Genomic DNA, 15,268 nt, shown 5'->3' on the forward strand with positions numbered 1-15,268 from the left:
GCACGTCATGACCGGAAGCGACCCCACACCCGCCCCCACGACCCAGGATCTCGAGGCATGGCTCACCGAGCAGGTCGTCGGGTTCGGCACCGCTGCCGTGGACCAGGTGACCCCGACCACGCCCCTGGCCGAGCTCGGCCTCGACTCGGTCTATGCGCTCGCGCTGTGCGGCGAGATCGAGGACGCCTACGGCATCGAGGTGGACGCCACCATCGCCTGGGACCACCCGACGATCCAGGCGCTGGCCGTCGCTCTCGCCGAGAAGATGGCGGAGTGAGACCGCACGGCGCCCCGCATCCCGTCGTCGCCCTCGAACGGCCGGGCACCGCCGTCGTCGCCCTGTCCGAGGACGCGCACGTGACCGCGGCGACCCGGGTGCGCGTCCTGCGGGACGACCCCGATCGCTACGCGTCGTTCCACACCACCGCGGCACGGCTCCGCTTCGAACGGTCGCGCGCCGCCGCGTACCACGCCCTGGCCCGTGCGGGCCGCCCGGAGGCCCGTCTCGCGCCGTCCTGCCCCGGCCGGCCCCCCGCCGTCCGCCGCCCGGCGGGGACCTGGCTCAGCATCGCCCATACCGCCGGCCTCGTGGTGGCGCTGGCGGGGGTACGGGGCCCTGCCGGGGTCGACGTCGAACGCCGGGACCGGGACCTCGGCGCCCACGGGCTGCCGGCCCGGTTCTGCTCCCCGTCGGAGCGCGCCGCGCTCGGCCGGCTGCCGCCGTCGGCGCGCGCCGCCTGCCTGCTCGACCTCTGGCTCGCCAAGGAGGCTCTCACCAAGGCGGCCGGTACCGGGCTCGCGCACGGGTTCGACCGGATCAGCCTCGACGTGTGCCAGGACGGGTCGGTGCGGCACCCCGCGCTCGGCTGGGCCGACGTCGGTCTCCACCGGGTGTGCGCGACGCGGCCCCCCGCGCCCCTGCCATGAGCGAGAGCCCGCAGCGGCGCGTGAGGTGAGGGTGATTCAGCGCTCTATATCACGACCCACCGGGCGCGGAGTCTCCGGGCGTGCTTATCGTGCCAGACATGGAGGAGCAAGGGGAACAAAGGGAAATCTGGACCTCCGCACCACAGGGGGACAAGGACGCGCACTGGCGGCGGCCGGTGATCGCGACCAGCGTGAGCGCGCTCGTGGCGGCCGTCGTCTGCGGCGGTGGTCTGGCGCTGGCGAACCGGGGCGACGACTCCGGACCGACGGCGGCCGCGGCCGCCGTCAGCCCGCTGCCCATCCCGATGATCATGTCGGTGGACGACCTGGAGGGAGTGGACCCGCAGGACCTGCCCGGCAGCCTGAAGCGGGCGACCGCCCGGCTCGCCGAGGCGGTCCGGGCCGGTGAGGACGTGTACGCGGCGGCCCGGCCGACGGCGTCGTCGGGCGCCCTCGAGCAGTTGCGCGCGGCGCTCGACGAGGCGTCCGAGGCGCTGGACGACCCGCTCGACCGCGACGCGACCGAGAAGCAGCAGACGCGCCGGCTGGCGACGCTGGACGGTCTGCGCACGAAGATCCTCGACGCCGCGGCGCGGATCACCGCCGTCCGGACCGTCCCCGGCTCCGAGCTCCCGCCGGGAACCACGACGGCGGCCGTCGCGCCCGACGACACGGTCGGTCCGGCCGACGACGACACCACCGGGCCGGCGGGGGAGTCGCCCGGCGGGGACACCGTGGCGGACGGGCCGGACAGCCCGGACCCGGGCGGCTCCGGGTCTGGCGGCTCGGGCGGTTCGGGCTCGGGCGGCTCTGGCGGCTCGGGAGGAACGGGGGACGGCGGGACCGGGGGCGGCGACCCGGACGACGGGGACGGGGACGGCAGCGACGGGGACGACGACCCGGGCACCACGCCGGCTCCCACGCCGTCGCCCGCTCCCGAGCCGTCGCCCGAGCCGTCGAGCCCGACGCCGTCGCCGACGCCTACGGCCACGGCCTGATCGGACACCTCCGCGGCTCACGGCAGATCAGGCCGGCGTGACCGGCCCGCCCGGCCACGAGGCGAAGACCAGGTCCGTCTGGACCCGGCCGACCTCGTGGCGGGCGGTCAGGCCGAGCACGAGGTGCTGGAGGTCGTCGGTGTCGGTGCAGGCGACGTGGACCAGGAAGTCGTCGGGCCCGGTGACGTGGTGCACGGCCCGGGTCTGCGGGAGCTGCCGCGCCCACTCGACGAACGGTCCCAGGAGCGGCCGGGAGTGCGACGCGAGCCGGATGGCGAGCACGGCCTGCAGCCCGCGTCCGACGGCGGCCGGATCGATCTCGGCCCGGTAGCCGCGGATCACGCCGGTGTCCTGCAGCCGCTGGGTCCTGGCGAGGCAGGTCGACGGCGCGACGCCGACCCGCTGCGCGAGCGTCTTGTTCGCCAGGCGCCCGTCGTTCTGCAGTTCTCGCAGGATCGCCAGGTCGACCGAATCGAGGTGCACTTCTCGGGTCATGGGTCGAATTATTACCAGAGTCCGGCCGGAAATCCCGCATTGTGTGCGAACAGTACGCCATGGATTCGCACACCCGATCTCTCGCCACCCGTGCCGTGCACGCCGGCAAGGAGGATCTGACCGACCTCGGCCTGCACGCCCCGCCCCTCGACCTGTCCACCACGTACCCCTCCCGGGACGCGGCCGGGGAGGCGGCGCGGCTGGACGCCTTCACGGAGGGGAAGGACGACGGCGGCCCGCCCGTCTACGCCCGCGCGGCGAACACCACGGTGCGCCGGTTCGAGCAGGCGCTGGCCGAGCTGGAGGGCGCCGAGGCGTCCGTCGCGTTCGCCAGCGGGATGGCGGCACTGTCGGCGGTCCTGCTGGCGCGGGTGTCGGCGGGCCTGCCGCACGTCGTCGCGGTGCGTCCGCTGTACGGGACGAGCGATCATCTGCTGGACTCCGGGCTGCTGGGCAACACCACCACGTTCGCGTCGGCCAAGGAGGCGCCGTCGGCCATCACGGACGGCACGGGGCTGGTGGTCGTGGAGACGCCGGCCAATCCCACGCTGTCGGAGGCGGGCATCCAGGAGCTGGCCGACGCCTGCGCCCCCGTGCCGGTGTGCGTGGACAACACGTTCGCGACGCCCGTGCTGCAGCGGCCCCTCGCGCACGGAGCGGCGATGACGCTGCACAGCGCCACGAAGTACCTGGGCGGCCACGGCGACGTGATGGGCGGCGTGGTCGCCTGCTCCGAGGAGTTCGCCCGCGTGCTGCGCCAGGTCCGGTTCGTCACGGGCGGCGTGCTGCACCCGCTCGCCGGGTACCAGCTGCACCGGGGGCTGTCGACGCTGCCGGTGCGCATGCGGGCCCAGTCCGCGGGCGCGGCCGAGCTCGCCCGGCGCCTGCAGGGGCACCCCGCCGTGTCGCGCGTCCGCTATCCCGGCCTCGGCGGTGCGCCCCGCCCGGCGGACCAGATGAGCGGCGGCGGCGCGATGGTCGCGTTCGAGGTGGCGGGCGATGCCCAGGCCCTGATCGGCGAGGTGCGGCTGATCACCCCGGCCGTCAGCCTCGGCAGCGTCGACAGCCTGATCCAGCACCCCGCCTCGATCAGCCACCACATCATGGACCCGGAGTCCCGCGCCGACGCGGGGATCCCGGAGAACCTGATCCGCCTCTCGGTGGGCCTGGAGGACGTCGAGGATCTGTGGGCCGACCTGGACCAGGCGCTGGACGCGGTGTCCTGAGGCGGACAGAAAAAGTGTGCCAAGCGCGGAGCGCCCGTCAGCCCGGCGGCGCTCGCGCTTTCCGCGGGCGAGCCACTCCCGGGCGACGGCGGTGCCGTCGTCGTCCACCGCGTAGAGACGGCGCGTGCCCTCGGCGCGGACCCGGACCAGGCCAGGACGCGACGTCGGCCGCGGGGACTGCATTGTCGCTAGAGTGGCGCCCGATGGGCAAGGCACAGAAGGCCGGCGAGTGGTTCTACGGGCGGCGGTCCGCTTTCATGGTGGGGACCGGTGCACTCGTGGTGACGATGCTGTGCGTCGGCGGGGCGGTGGCCCTGATGATCGAGGACCAGCCGCGGTACGGGGCCGGGTCCACGAGCGAGACCGTGCTGATCCCGGCGATCGTGACCGCGGACGTCGTCGTCGGCGGGGGCGATGTCCCGCCGGGTGCCGTCGACCGGCTGGTCGACGAGTCCCGCGACCGGTCCGTCCAGACGATCGCGGCGGGCGAGGTCGTCTACACGGCCGCCGCGCGGGCGGCCGTGTCGGCCCCCGTCACGCTGCAGCGGCTGCGCGGCGCGCTCGACGAGGCGTCGCGCGTCGTGCAGCAGGAACTGCCCGACGACGCCGGCCAGGAGCGGCGCGAGCGGCACCTCGAGGAACTGGAGGCGGGGCGCACCTCCGTCCTCGACGCCGCGTCGGTGATCACGCAGGTGCGCCACGTCCCGGCCGGGGAACTTCCCGAGGGGACGACTACGGTCACCGATCCGGTGGTCGAGTCGCCTGAGCCGCCCGAGCCCTCCGAACCGCCCGAGCCGTCCGAACCGGAGGGCGGGCTCTCCCGCGAGCCGTCGGAGGAACCGAGCGACGCACCGCTCGACGTGCCGACCGACGCGCCCTCCGGCGCGCCCTCCGGCGAACCCGGCGACGAACCGTCCGGCGATCCGACGACCGGCCCGCCGCCGGAAACGGCGGACGAAGGGCTGACCGAAGGCCTCCAGGGCCTGTTCGACAAGGAAACGGTGGCCGACGACGACCCGACGCCGTCGCCGAGCGGTTCGCCGGCCGGCTGACGCCCCGGGCTCAGCGGTTCACCAGGCCTGCGCCAGCAGGTCCGCGAAGAGGGCCTCCGGATCCCGGTCGAGGCCGCGCGTGGCGAACCAGGCGCACATGTGGCGGCAGTCGCGCAGCAGGATCTCCGACGCGAACGGGTTCGACGCGAGGTCGACCACCTGCGGCAGGTCGATGATCACGAGCCGCTCGCCGTGCGCCAGCACGTTGTACGGGGAGAGGTCGCCGTGCGCGTACCCCAGTCGCGCCAGTACCGACATGCCACCGACGAGCTGCTCCCAGTAGGACTCCAGCAGCTCCGCGCCGGGACGCTCCCGGGCGAGCCGGGGCGCGGCCACGATCTCGCCGGATTCCGGGTCCGTGTCGCCGACGAACTCCATGAGGAGCTCGGTCCCGTCGATCTGTACCGGGTAGGGGACCGGCGCGCCGGCCTCCCAGGCGGCCGCCATGGCGACGAACTCGGCGTCGGCCCACTGGGTGGCGGCCACAGCCCGGCCCCAGCGGGACTTGCGGTCGTCGACGGCGCGCTGGTCGCGGGTGCGCCGGGAGCGGCGGCCCTCGGTGTAGTCGCCGTCGCGGTGGAACGTGGTGTGCTCGCGACCGCGGTAACGCTTGGCGACGAGCAGGCAGGCGCCCGGTGGCCGGGCGTCGTCGTGCGAGGGGATGGCGCGCTCGATCAGGAACGCGTCCGCCTCCTTGCCGGTCTTGAGGACGCCGAGCTCGGTGTCGAGCGCCGCGTCGGAGGTGACGAGCCAGTCGGGGCGCGGCGCCGGGCCGCGCTGGCCCTTCGCGACCGATCGCCACGTGGACCAGCGCTGGCCGGGTCCCGGCTCGACGACGGCGGGCGCGGGCTCCTCCGCCCGCACGGCACGTCTGCGGCGCTCGGTCAGGTACGGGGAATCAGGTACTGCGGGGAAACGGGACAACGGGGTGCTCCTCGGAAGCTGGAGCACTGCGGGCGACCGTGCGGATCAGCCGGCCGGCGCGTGCTCCGGAAGTGGGGTGGCGTCTGCCGCAGCCGTGCCCGCGGGATGCGAGGGGTGTGCGGCGGGCGTCAGGTCCTCGTCCATGACGCCACCTCCTTTCCGGGAAGCCGCCGGCCGTGCCGACGGAACGCTGGCCGGTCCCCGTCCAGGGACCGTGGGGCTCACCCTGGCACCGGACCCTGGACGTGCGCCAGGGATTTTCCCCGGCCTTCCTGTGCGTCCCGGTCCGCCGCGATCGGGACGGCTCACGTGGCGAGGAAGATCGCGCCGCCCGTCACGAGCAGCGCCCCGAGGACGTAGAACCACACGTGCATCCGGTGCCCGGCCGATCGCAGCATGATGGCGACGAACAGCGCGACCACCGCGATCAACGGCCCCTCCGCGGGCCGGACGACGCCGACCGGCAGGCTCGTGACGTAGGCGAGCCACGGCACCAGCGCCGTCGACCCGACCGCGCCGAGGGTCAGGGCCACCGCTGCGAGCAGCAGCAGGCGAGGGACCCAGCGGAGCAGGGCACCCAGGAAGCCGGCGGCCTTCCGCGGGCGTGGTGCGGCACCGGCTGCCGGGGCCGGGGAGCCCGACCGCTTCGCGACGGGCGCGGGAGCGGGGCGCCGGGCGGGAGCGGGACGCTGGACGGGCGCGGGCTGCGGCGCCGGGGCCTGCGCCGGTGGTTGCCGCACGGCGGGCATCGGACGCGTGGCGCCGACGTTCGGCCGGGCGGAACCGGCGGAGCCCCCAGCGGTCGAGCGTGGCTGGACCGACGGCGGCCTCGACCGCGGCAGCGCGGAGGTGGCTTGCGTGGGCGGGGCCTGCGTGGGCGGGGCCGGCGTGCGCGGAGCCTGGGCCGGCGGGGCCGGCGCGGGCCCGAGGTGCTTCACCGAGCTCGTGTGCGGCGCGGGCCCGAGGTGCTTCACGGGGCTCTTGCGAGGCGCGTACGACGGCGGGGCGGGCTCCTGCGGACGCACGGGTTCCTGCACCTGGGTGGCCGCCGGCTCCGGCTTCCGGAACCTGCGCCAGCCGCGCAGCGTGTCCGCGTGGCCGTCCGGGGGTGCCGCCGCACGCCACCGCATCGCCTGCCAGATCCAGTCCTTGATCTCCGCCGGGGTGTGCCCTTCGGCCGCGTCGGCCCCGAGCTGCGCGACATGGTCGGCGATGACCTGGGACGCCGCGCCGTCGAACCCGTCGGCGTGCACCTCGGACAGGACGTTCATGAGCTCGCGGTCGTACACCAGGGCGTGCCACGGCTCCCCGGCACGGCCCGGTGGGACGGCGTCGGCGCTGTCGCCGGCGGCGGGGCCGCGCTCGAACACCTTCGTCGGCCGCTCGGGGGACATGGGCAGCACGGCCGTCGCCGGGAGGATCGCGCGTTCGGCGGCGGTGACCCCGTCGGCGACGAGCTGCTCGGCGATCAGGAGGGTCGGGTCGGCGTCCGCACCCCGGAGCCGGGCGCGCACGACGCCCGCGATGTTCGCCAGCGGCGGCCGGTGGGCGGGCTGGTACCGCGTCATGGCCAGGATCAGCGGGAGCAGGTGCCGGTCGATCTCGGGCGGTGCGGTGCCGGGGCCGGCGCCCGGCGCGACCTCCACCAGATCCTCGGCGGCCAGGTCCCGCCCGAGGAAGTTCAGGTCCGGGGGAAGCGCGCCCGTGGTCGCGAACACGAGCAGCAGACCCAGGCTGTAGACGTCGGAGCGGGGGTGCACGCGCCGCCCGAACAGCTCCGGTGCCATGTACGACACCGTCCCGGCCGGCTGCGTCGACGTGGCGGCGTCGAACACCTTGGCGATGCCGAGGTCGATGAGGACGGCGCGGTCGCCTTCGACCATGATGTTCGCGGGCTTGAGGTCGCGGTGCAGGCAGCGTGCGTCCTGCAGCACGAGCAGCGCGTCGACCACCTGCTCGGCGAGGCGCAGCGCGTCGCGGCCGGACAGCGGTCCCTCCGCCCGCACCCGTTCCAGCAGCGTGCTGCCGGGGACGAGCTCCATCGCGAACCACGGCTGCGAAGCGTCCATGTCCGACTCGACGAAGCGCGGGAAGCCGCGCCCGCCGATCTGCTCGAGGAGCTCGGCCTCCTGCTCGAAGCGGTCCCGGGCGTCGTCGGGCAGGCCGGTCAGGATCTTGACGGCGACCTCGCCGCCGTCACGGGCCTCGGCCCGGTACACGTGGGCGAACCCGCCGTGACCGAGCGACTCGCCGAGCGTGTAGTCGCCCACCCGCTCCCCGCTCGCGGGTATGCGCCGCACGGGGCGCACGGGGAGGGGAGGGGGCGGAGCCTTGACCTCGGGTCGAGGCTCGGGTTCGGGCTCCGGTTCGTGCTGCGGCTCTGGTCCGGGCTCCGGCTCCGCGGAAGTCTCAACCTTGACTCGAGGGTTGGTCTCGTCCTCGGGCTCTACCTGAGCTTCAGGGTTCACCGGAGGGGCGGCCAAACCCTCAATCTCAGGTTCAACCTTGGCGGCGGGTACGGCCTCGCCGTCGACGTCGAGGGCTTCTGTCGCCCCGGGTCCGTGTTCGGGCTCCGACGCGGGCTCGGGCGCGGCCGCGTCCGCCTCTCGCTCTCCGGGTTCCGGAGGCGGGGGAGGCGGGGGAACCGGAGCGGAGTCGACGGACACGGGCGCGGCGTCGTCGAGGTCCGGTGCTGGGGGAATCTGCTCGGCCCGGGGCATGTGCGCAAGGTACCAAGCCGGCGTACAGGTTCCGGGACAAACCGCTGCTCCGGGGGTGATATGTGACCGTCAGAACGGCCAGATCGAATCGAAGAAGTCCTCGCCCGTCTCCGTCGCCTGCTCCTCGATCTGGTCCTGCTGCTCCTGCACCGTTTCGTCGAACTGCTCCTGGAGGTCTTCCTGCTGCTCCTCGATCCCCTGCTCGATGCTGTTGCCGATGTCCTCCCGGGCGTTCTCCACGCCCTCGGTCACGGCGGCCACGATGCCCTGCACCGCGAGCACGACGATCCAGACGCCGATCGTCAGGAAGTACGGCCACAGGCGCCGCCGCCGGGCCTCGGACCTGCCCGCTACCCGCGTCACCATGTTCAGGACGCCCGCCAGCACGAGGCCGAGCAGCGGGATCGTGAGGTTCGCCATGGTGTCGGACCACTCCAGCGGCAGGTTCAGCGTCAGCAGCAGCCAGTCGCCCAGCGCGCGGAACAGCGGCGCCTGCGACATGTCGGGCATCGAGTCGAAGCCCGGGACGAGCCGGAGGACCTGATAGACGGCGATACCCAGCAGGACCGCCGGGATCAGCCCCAGCAGCATGCTGACGAACCGCCACCCGGCGTCGTTGTCCCGCTCGGGATCCCGTCCGCGCTCCCGCTCGTCGCGTCGCGACGGCAGCGGTTCCGGGTACGACGACGGCTGCGGGCGCCCGGCGTCCGACGGCGGACCACCCGTGCCGGGACCACCGGGCTGCGGCTGCGCGGGATAACCCTGCCCGCCGGGCCGGGCCGGCGGCTGGGGATACGTCGGATATCCGTACCCCTGCTGGACCGGCTGCTGCTGGACCGGCTGCTGCGGAACCGGCTGCTGGATCACCGGCTGCTGCTGGGTCGCCGGCTGCTGCGGCATGGGCTGCTGCGGCCGGATCGACGCGGGCGGCGGACCCGCGGCCGCGGAGGCCTGCCGCGCCGGGCTGAACACCTCGGTCCGCGTGCCCGCCGGTCCCATCGCCTGCGTGGGCGGTCCGGCCGGCTGGGCGGCAACCGCGGCGGCCGCGGCCCCGGCGGCGAGACTGCCGGCGGTCACCACGTCGGTGACCACGCCGCGCTCGGTGTGCGTGGTCTCGGTGGCGTGCAGCAGGCCGGGCTCCGGGGCCTGCTGCGAGGCGAGCGACATCACCGCGCGGGCGATGTTGTGCAGGGGCGGCCGTCCGGCCGGGTCCTGCCGGGTCATGGCCAGCACCAGCGGCAGGATCGCCGGGTCCACCGGTCCGACGTCCTCGGGCGTCAGGTCCCGGCCGGCGAAGTTCAGGTCCGCCGGGAGCGAGCCGGTGGCGCAGAAGATGAGCAGCAGCCCGAGGCTGTACACGTCCGAGCGGGGGTGGGGTTTGCGCACGAAGAGTTCGGGTGCCATGTAGGCGAGGGTGCCGGCCGCGTGCGTGGAGGTCTGCGAGCCGTGCCCCTTGGCGATGCCGAGGTCGATGAGGACGCAGCGGCCGTCGGACACGATGATGTTGGCCGGCTTCACGTCCCGGTGCAGGTAGTGCTCCTCCTGCAGGACGGCCAGCGCGCCGGCGACGTCGTCGGCCACGCGGAGCAGGTCCTGGCGGGGGAGCGGGCCGTGCTCGTGCACGAGCTGTGCGAGCGTGCTGCCCGGCACGAGGTCCATGGCGAACCACGGGGTCGGGGCCTCGAGGTCGGCGCGCACGAACGCCGGGAAGCCGCGCCCGCCGAGCTGCTCCAGGAGCGTGGCCTCGGTGACGAAACGCTCGCGGGACCCCGCCTGGGAGTTGGTCAGGACCTTGAGGGCGACCACGCCCTCGGCCGGGGACTCGGCCCGGTAGACGTGGGCGAACCCGCCGTGCCCGAGCGACTCGCGCAGCACGAAACCGCCCAGCACCTCGCCCGTCGCGGGGACGTGGCCGGGCGCCTGCGCGGTCGGCGGTTGCACCCGGGTGGCGAACGGGTCCTCGGTCGGAGCGGCCGGCCGCTGCACGTGCGTCGCGTAGGGATCGTCGGCGGGCCGCGCCGAGCGTTGCACTCGCGTCGCGTTCGGGTCCGGCGGGACCGCTCCGTGCGTGGGGCGATACGTCTCGTCGGACATGAAAACTCCTCAGTACAGGACAAAAACGCAGGTCAGCCCGCAGGGCAACCTACCAGTGCCGAAAGGCTCCCAGAATCACGATCGGCAGACAACTTGATGGTTCCGGCCGGGGGCTCATCCGTCGTCGCCCTGGACCTGTTCCTCCAGGGCGTCCCTCGCGGCGGCGCTCGCGTCGTCGGTCAGCTGTTCCACCTGATCGTCGACGGCGTCCTCGACCTGGTCCTGAATACCCTGCTGGACGTCCTCGGACGCGTCGGAGGCGAACGACCACACGCCGGACACCGCGAAGACCGCGATCCACGCCCCGATCACCAGCACGTACGGCCAGGTGTGCAGCTTCCGGCCGCGGCGCAGCGGCGTGACGTAGTTCAGCAGCGCGGCCAGCACGACGCCGAGCACCGGGATCGTCAGGTCAGCGGCCTGATCGCTCCATTCCGGGTTCAGGTTGAGCGCCTCCAGGACGCCGTCGCCGATCGTGCGGAACGGCTCCCACCGCGAGACGTCGGGCATGCGGTCGAACTCGGGGACCAGGCGGATCAGCTGGTAGACCGACACGAGGAGCAGCGCCCGCGGGACCCACCCCAGGATCTCGCCGACCACCCGCGCGCCCGCGCCGCCCTCCGGCGCCTGATCGCCCGGGTCCTCGGGGGCGCCGGAGCCGGAGGGCTGCGCCGACGGCATCGCTCCAGGCTGCTGGAACGGTCCGGGCTGCGGGAACTGTCCCGTCGGCTGCTGGAACTGCCCTGGTGACTGCGGCTGCCCCTGCCCCGGCGGCTGCGGCCGGATGCTTCCCGGCGGGTCGATGATCTCGGTGTTCGCCCGCACCGAGCGGCGCAGCGAGTGCAGGTCGCCGTCGGGCGCGGCGGGTACTCCGGCGTCGCCCCACTGCATCTGCTGCCAGATGTATTCCTTGATCTCGTGCGGCGTGCGCCCGCCCGCGCGGTGCTGCCCGACCTTCGCGAGGTGTTCCGTGATGACCTGCTCGGCGCGGATGCTGAAGCCGCCCCGCTGCAGCGCCTGGAGTCTGCCGACCAGTTCCTGGTCGAAGACCAGCGTCGTCATCGGCTCGCCGGATCGAATCGGCCGGGGGTTCATGCCCGGGGTGAACCGGACGGTCGGGTCGGACACTCTGACTCCTCACGCCTGGCGCCCGGCTGGTCACGGGGCGACTTCAGCAAGTTACCAGCCGCCCGCACCGGTCGAAAGCGGTGTTTCCTGTCGCTTTCGGGGGCGAGATGGCGGAGGCTTGGCCTCGGCGAGACGAACAGCAGAGTCGAGGAGCACGCCGATGAGCACGGAGACGGTGCGCAGCTGGCCTCAGATCGAGGCCGTGGTCAGGACGGACGGTTCGGGCGAGGTCCGGATCGACGGGAGCGTCTACCCGGTGATGACGGGCAGCCTCGAGGAGGCGCGGATCGAGGTGTTGCGCCGCGTCACCGAGAACGCGGTCCAGGTCGGTCGCCCCGTGCGCGCGAGCGCGGAGGGCCCGGAGGGCGTGTGGAGGCTCGTCGTGCACCCCGACGGCACGGTGGTGCCGGAGGAGGACGGCCCGACGCCGTCGGGTGCGACGCCGGTCGTCGAGACCATGCCCGATCCCGCGCTCGATTCCCTGCCCGACACGGACATGACGGTGCCGCGCATCCCCGCCTCCCCGCCCGCGATCCCGGTGCCCGGGCACGCAGGCGGCACGACGCCGATGAGCCCGCCATCGCCGGACGCCGCGCCGATCGACGGGACACCGAACAGGGCCGTGCCGGACGGGGCCGCCTCGAACGCCCCCGCCCCGATCGACGCGCTCCCTGCTCCGGCCGGGCGGAGCGCGCCCGTGCCGCCGCCCTCCCACGACGACGGCTTCCCGCATCACGGCACCCCGCCCGACGTCGGACGTCACAGCGCTCCGCACGCTACCGGCCCCACGCCGTCGGCCCCGGACGGGGTCGCGGACTGGGTTCGCGAGGAGGAAGCGGCGCGGGGTCGTCCGGCGTCGCCGGTCGCGTTCGAGCCGGACGGCGACGCCGCGGCCGGGCCCTCCGCTCCCGCGCGCCGGGACGAGCGCACGTCGTTCCTCACCCAGGTATCGGTGGAGGAACCCGCCGAACAGGGCTTCCGCGGCTGGCTGACCCGCATGGGCCTGCCGGTGGGGCCGAGCGAGGCGGAGCGGGGCGAGCGGGCGGACGAGCGGGACGTGAGCCAGCACTGGCCGGGCCCGCGGACCATCTCGATCGTGAACGGCAAGGGCGGGGCGGGCAAGACGCCGTCGTCGGTGCTGCTGTCGGCCGTGTTCGCGCAGTACGGCGGGGCGGGCGTGGTGGCCTGGGACAACAACCAGACGCGCGGCACGCTCGGCTGGCGCACGGAGAAGGGGCCGCACGACGCGACGCTGCTGGACCTGCTGCCCAAGGCCGACCATCTGCTGGGGCCGTCGGCGCAGGCCGCCGACCTGGCCCGCTACGTGCACCACCAGACGCGTGACCGTTACGACGTGCTGCGCTCCAAGCCGATGGCGATGGCGAACGAGCAGCGCATCGGTCAGGCGGACGTGGACGCGATCCATGCCGTGCTCAGCAAGTACTACCGGCTGATCATCATCGACTCGGGCAACGACGAGTCCGACCCGATGTGGCAGCGGATGATCGACCACACCGACCAGCTCGTGATCGCCACGACCACCCGCGACGACCACGCCGAGGCCGGCGCGCTGCTCCTGGAGGGGCTGGCCGAGCGCGACGGACGCTCCGCCTATCTGGCGCAGCAGGCGGTCGCCGTGGTGAGCCAGGCGGATCAGAAGGCTCCCGCCGAGGAGGTGCGGAAGGTGGCCACCGGGTACGAGAGCATCGCGCGCGAGGTCGTGACGGTGCCGTTCGACCCGGGCATGGTCGACGGCCACCTGCGCTACGGGGCGCTGCGTCCCGCGACGCGGCGCGCCTGGCTCGCCGCGGGCGCGGCGGTGGCGCGCGGTCTGTGAGCCGCGCTCACACCCAGGACGTGAGCTGCTCCCACAGCGGCATCGTGTCGTAGCCCATCTGGTTCAGCAGCGCCCACACGATGCCGGTCACCGCGTACAGCGAGATCGGGACCAGGAGGATCCACTCGCGCACGGACCCGGCGTTTCCGAGGATCGGCAGGGCGATGTTGCCGCTGCGCCGCCAGAAGCTGTCGAGCTCGATGCCCCGGCCGTCACGCATCCAGTAGGGGGACTTGAACTTCAGCGGCCAGAACACCGGGACCCCGTTCGTGGTGATGAGGTCCCCGAGGATGTGCACGACGCACCCGAGGGCCACGCAGAACGGCATCCAGAACCATTCCTCGGGCGCGAAGACCGCGATGAGCGCGGCCAGGGTCACCGACGTCGTCCACGGCAGGATCTTGGTGTCGCGCGTGATCTTGAGTGCCTTCAGCGCGAACGCGACCAGCAGGACGCACATGATGCCCGGGCCGATGAGCACGGTTCCGATGCCGTCGATCCCGGTGTCCACCGACAGCAGGCTGAGGAACCAGGCGATAGCGGTGAAGGCGACCACTCCCAGGATCGAGTGCGTGCCCTTGCGGTGTCCGCCGGAGAGCTTCTCGACGACCTTGACCACCGCGTCCGAGACGGGCGACAGCGAGTTGGCGATGGTGCCGTTGTGATGGTCGGCGTCGGGCAGGAGCGCCGCGCCCGCGCAGACCAGAGCGCCGGCGACGACGCCGGTATGGGAGACCCCCTCGTACCAGCCGAAGGCGAACGGTGCGGTCGAGGTCACGGCGACCCAGGCGGCGGCGCCTGTGGCAGCGTGATGTCCTCCCATCATGGGATGTGGGCTCCTTCCAGCCAGCTGTCCGTTCCGACCGGAAACGCCCGGCCGAGGAGCAACGGTAGCGCGAGTCGCCGACATCGGAGGTGACCAGGCCCGACGTGGCGCCCCCGGCGTGTCGCGGGGGCGGATCTCCGGGATTTGATGAATTCTTGGAGACAGATTCAGAAAAGGCATGGACGCGCCAAGGCTACGTGTGTACCTTTCTTCACGACGAGGTCGCCCGGTCTCGTCACACCGCTGTATCCACTCGCACCATCCACGCTGTATCGACACGAGAGGACGGGAAGCACATGATCCGCTGCGCACGCACCTCGTCCTACCCGACCACCGCGCAGCACCTCCTGGACGGCCGCGAGGCCCTCCGAGGCGCGATACGACGCTGACCCGGCGCTTGCCGGACCAGCACTCGTGTGCCGCCTGGAGGACTTGCGTCCTGGGCGGCTTTTTCTTTGCACTTCCAGCACCGACGAAACGAACTTCTCACCCGAAAGGAGCGGACCGTGGCCGATGTCCTCGTACTCAACGCCGGCTACGAGCCGCTGCATCGCGTGTCGGTCAGGCATGCCATCGGGATGCTCGTGCGGGAGGTAGCGGTCGTGGAGGAGGCGGTCGACGGCCGCACCTTCGGACCGTTCCCCTTACCGCGCGTCCTGCGCCTGGTCCGGTACGTCGCGATGCGGTGGCTCTACAAGCGCAACGGCGCACCCGCCTGCACCAAGCAGGGCGTGAAGCGCCGCGACGGTTCCTGCGCATACTGCGGAGGGCCCGCCGAGACGGTGGACCACGTCGTGCCGCGGTCCCGCGGAGGCCCCTCGACCTGGCTCAACCTCGTGGCCGCCTGCTACGAGTGCAACTCGTTCAAGGCGGACCGCACGCCCGCCGAGGCCGGCATGCTGCTGTACCTCACGCCGTACGTGCCGCGCGCCGAGCACGCGCGGTCACGGCTTCAGCGTGCCGCCCGGATCGCATAGCCGCGCCGCTCGACCCCCGACGTCCGGGCTGTACCCTGTGCCACGATTGTGGGTGAAATAATCA

The 15,268-nt window shown here is 73.4% G+C and carries 13 protein-coding genes; 7 read left to right on the plus strand and 6 right to left on the minus strand.

Features of this window, described 5'->3' with window-relative positions; genetic code table 11:
• The first annotated feature begins 7 nt into the window (after window positions 1-7).
• From ACYVK5_RS25055 to ACYVK5_RS25065, 3 genes are all read left to right on the plus strand, one after another.
• Window positions 8-277: an acyl carrier protein gene (locus ACYVK5_RS25055; RefSeq protein ID WP_460708848.1), complete on the plus strand. Its 270-nt coding sequence runs from the start codon at window positions 8-10 to the stop codon at window positions 275-277.
• Window positions 274-927 (plus strand): 4'-phosphopantetheinyl transferase family protein, encoded by a 654-nt coding sequence (locus tag ACYVK5_RS25060; RefSeq protein ID WP_460708850.1) that lies wholly within the window; start codon window positions 274-276, stop codon window positions 925-927. Before ACYVK5_RS25055 ends, ACYVK5_RS25060 begins: the two co-directional genes overlap by 4 nt.
• A gap of 98 nt (window positions 928-1,025) precedes the next feature.
• The gene (locus ACYVK5_RS25065; RefSeq protein ID WP_460708852.1) at window positions 1,026-1,925 is read left to right on the plus strand and encodes a hypothetical protein; all 900 of its coding nucleotides are present in this window, start codon (window positions 1,026-1,028) and stop codon (window positions 1,923-1,925) included.
• 27 nt (window positions 1,926-1,952) lie between these two features.
• Here ACYVK5_RS25065 and ACYVK5_RS25070 read toward each other — a convergent pair whose 3' ends face one another.
• Entirely contained in the window at window positions 1,953-2,420 is a 468-nt protein-coding gene (locus ACYVK5_RS25070; RefSeq protein WP_460708854.1) for an Lrp/AsnC family transcriptional regulator, read from the minus strand.
• A 59-nt stretch (window positions 2,421-2,479) separates the two neighbouring features.
• Here ACYVK5_RS25070 and ACYVK5_RS25075 point away from each other — a divergent pair, with 59 nt between their 5' ends.
• Both ACYVK5_RS25075 and ACYVK5_RS25080 read left to right on the plus strand, forming a co-directional pair.
• Window positions 2,480-3,646 (plus strand): trans-sulfuration enzyme family protein, encoded by a 1,167-nt coding sequence (locus tag ACYVK5_RS25075; RefSeq protein WP_460708856.1) that lies wholly within the window; start codon window positions 2,480-2,482, stop codon window positions 3,644-3,646.
• Between the two features lie 203 nt (window positions 3,647-3,849).
• Window positions 3,850-4,698 (plus strand): hypothetical protein, encoded by an 849-nt coding sequence (locus ACYVK5_RS25080; protein WP_460708858.1) that lies wholly within the window; start codon window positions 3,850-3,852, stop codon window positions 4,696-4,698.
• 18 nt (window positions 4,699-4,716) lie between these two features.
• On the opposite strand, the gene ACYVK5_RS25085 is transcribed toward ACYVK5_RS25080, so the two are convergent.
• From ACYVK5_RS25085 to ACYVK5_RS25100, 4 genes are all read right to left on the minus strand, one after another.
• The gene (locus tag ACYVK5_RS25085) at window positions 4,717-5,622 is read right to left on the minus strand and encodes a serine protein kinase RIO (protein ID WP_460708860.1); all 906 of its coding nucleotides are present in this window, start codon (window positions 5,620-5,622) and stop codon (window positions 4,717-4,719) included.
• 305 nt (window positions 5,623-5,927) lie between these two features.
• A complete protein-coding gene (locus tag ACYVK5_RS25090; protein ID WP_460708862.1) occupies window positions 5,928-8,342 on the minus strand; it encodes a protein kinase domain-containing protein in 2,415 nt (804 codons plus the stop codon).
• A gap of 69 nt (window positions 8,343-8,411) precedes the next feature.
• Complete coding sequence (locus tag ACYVK5_RS25095; protein WP_460708864.1) at window positions 8,412-10,436, minus strand: serine/threonine-protein kinase; 2,025 nt, start codon at window positions 10,434-10,436, stop codon at window positions 8,412-8,414.
• Between the two features lie 114 nt (window positions 10,437-10,550).
• Complete coding sequence (locus ACYVK5_RS25100; RefSeq protein ID WP_460708866.1) at window positions 10,551-11,564, minus strand: hypothetical protein; 1,014 nt, start codon at window positions 11,562-11,564, stop codon at window positions 10,551-10,553.
• Between the two features lie 160 nt (window positions 11,565-11,724).
• Here ACYVK5_RS25100 and ACYVK5_RS25105 point away from each other — a divergent pair, with 160 nt between their 5' ends.
• Entirely contained in the window at window positions 11,725-13,401 is a 1,677-nt protein-coding gene (locus tag ACYVK5_RS25105) for a MinD/ParA family ATP-binding protein (RefSeq protein WP_460708868.1), read from the plus strand.
• 7 nt (window positions 13,402-13,408) lie between these two features.
• On the opposite strand, the gene ACYVK5_RS25110 is transcribed toward ACYVK5_RS25105, so the two are convergent.
• Window positions 13,409-14,227 (minus strand): metal-dependent hydrolase, encoded by an 819-nt coding sequence (locus ACYVK5_RS25110; RefSeq protein WP_460708871.1) that lies wholly within the window; start codon window positions 14,225-14,227, stop codon window positions 13,409-13,411.
• Between the two features lie 506 nt (window positions 14,228-14,733).
• On the opposite strand from ACYVK5_RS25110, the gene ACYVK5_RS25115 reads away from it, so the two are divergent.
• Window positions 14,734-15,204 (plus strand): HNH endonuclease, encoded by a 471-nt coding sequence (locus tag ACYVK5_RS25115; protein ID WP_460708873.1) that lies wholly within the window; start codon window positions 14,734-14,736, stop codon window positions 15,202-15,204.
• Window positions 15,205-15,268: the final 64 nt, after the last annotated feature.

Source organism: Myceligenerans halotolerans, from assembly GCF_054782975.1.

Excerpts from the sequence above, each read along its gene's own strand:
- ACYVK5_RS25110 (WP_460708871.1), bottom strand. The coding sequence starts at position 14,227 with ATGATGGGAGGACATCACGCTGCCACAGGCGCCGCCGCCTGGGTCGCC.
- ACYVK5_RS25095 (WP_460708864.1), bottom strand. The coding sequence starts at position 10,436 with ATGTCCGACGAGACGTATCGCCCCACGCACGGAGCGGTCCCGCCGGAC.
- ACYVK5_RS25075 (WP_460708856.1), top strand. The coding sequence starts at position 2,480 with ATGGATTCGCACACCCGATCTCTCGCCACCCGTGCCGTGCACGCCGGC.
- ACYVK5_RS25090 (WP_460708862.1), bottom strand. The coding sequence starts at position 8,342 with ATGCCCCGGGCCGAGCAGATTCCCCCAGCACCGGACCTCGACGACGCC.
- ACYVK5_RS25065 (WP_460708852.1), top strand. The coding sequence starts at position 1,026 with ATGGAGGAGCAAGGGGAACAAAGGGAAATCTGGACCTCCGCACCACAG.
- ACYVK5_RS25080 (WP_460708858.1), top strand. The coding sequence starts at position 3,850 with ATGGGCAAGGCACAGAAGGCCGGCGAGTGGTTCTACGGGCGGCGGTCC.
- ACYVK5_RS25055 (WP_460708848.1), top strand. The coding sequence starts at position 8 with ATGACCGGAAGCGACCCCACACCCGCCCCCACGACCCAGGATCTCGAG.
- ACYVK5_RS25070 (WP_460708854.1), bottom strand. The coding sequence starts at position 2,420 with ATGACCCGAGAAGTGCACCTCGATTCGGTCGACCTGGCGATCCTGCGA.
- ACYVK5_RS25105 (WP_460708868.1), top strand. The coding sequence starts at position 11,725 with ATGAGCACGGAGACGGTGCGCAGCTGGCCTCAGATCGAGGCCGTGGTC.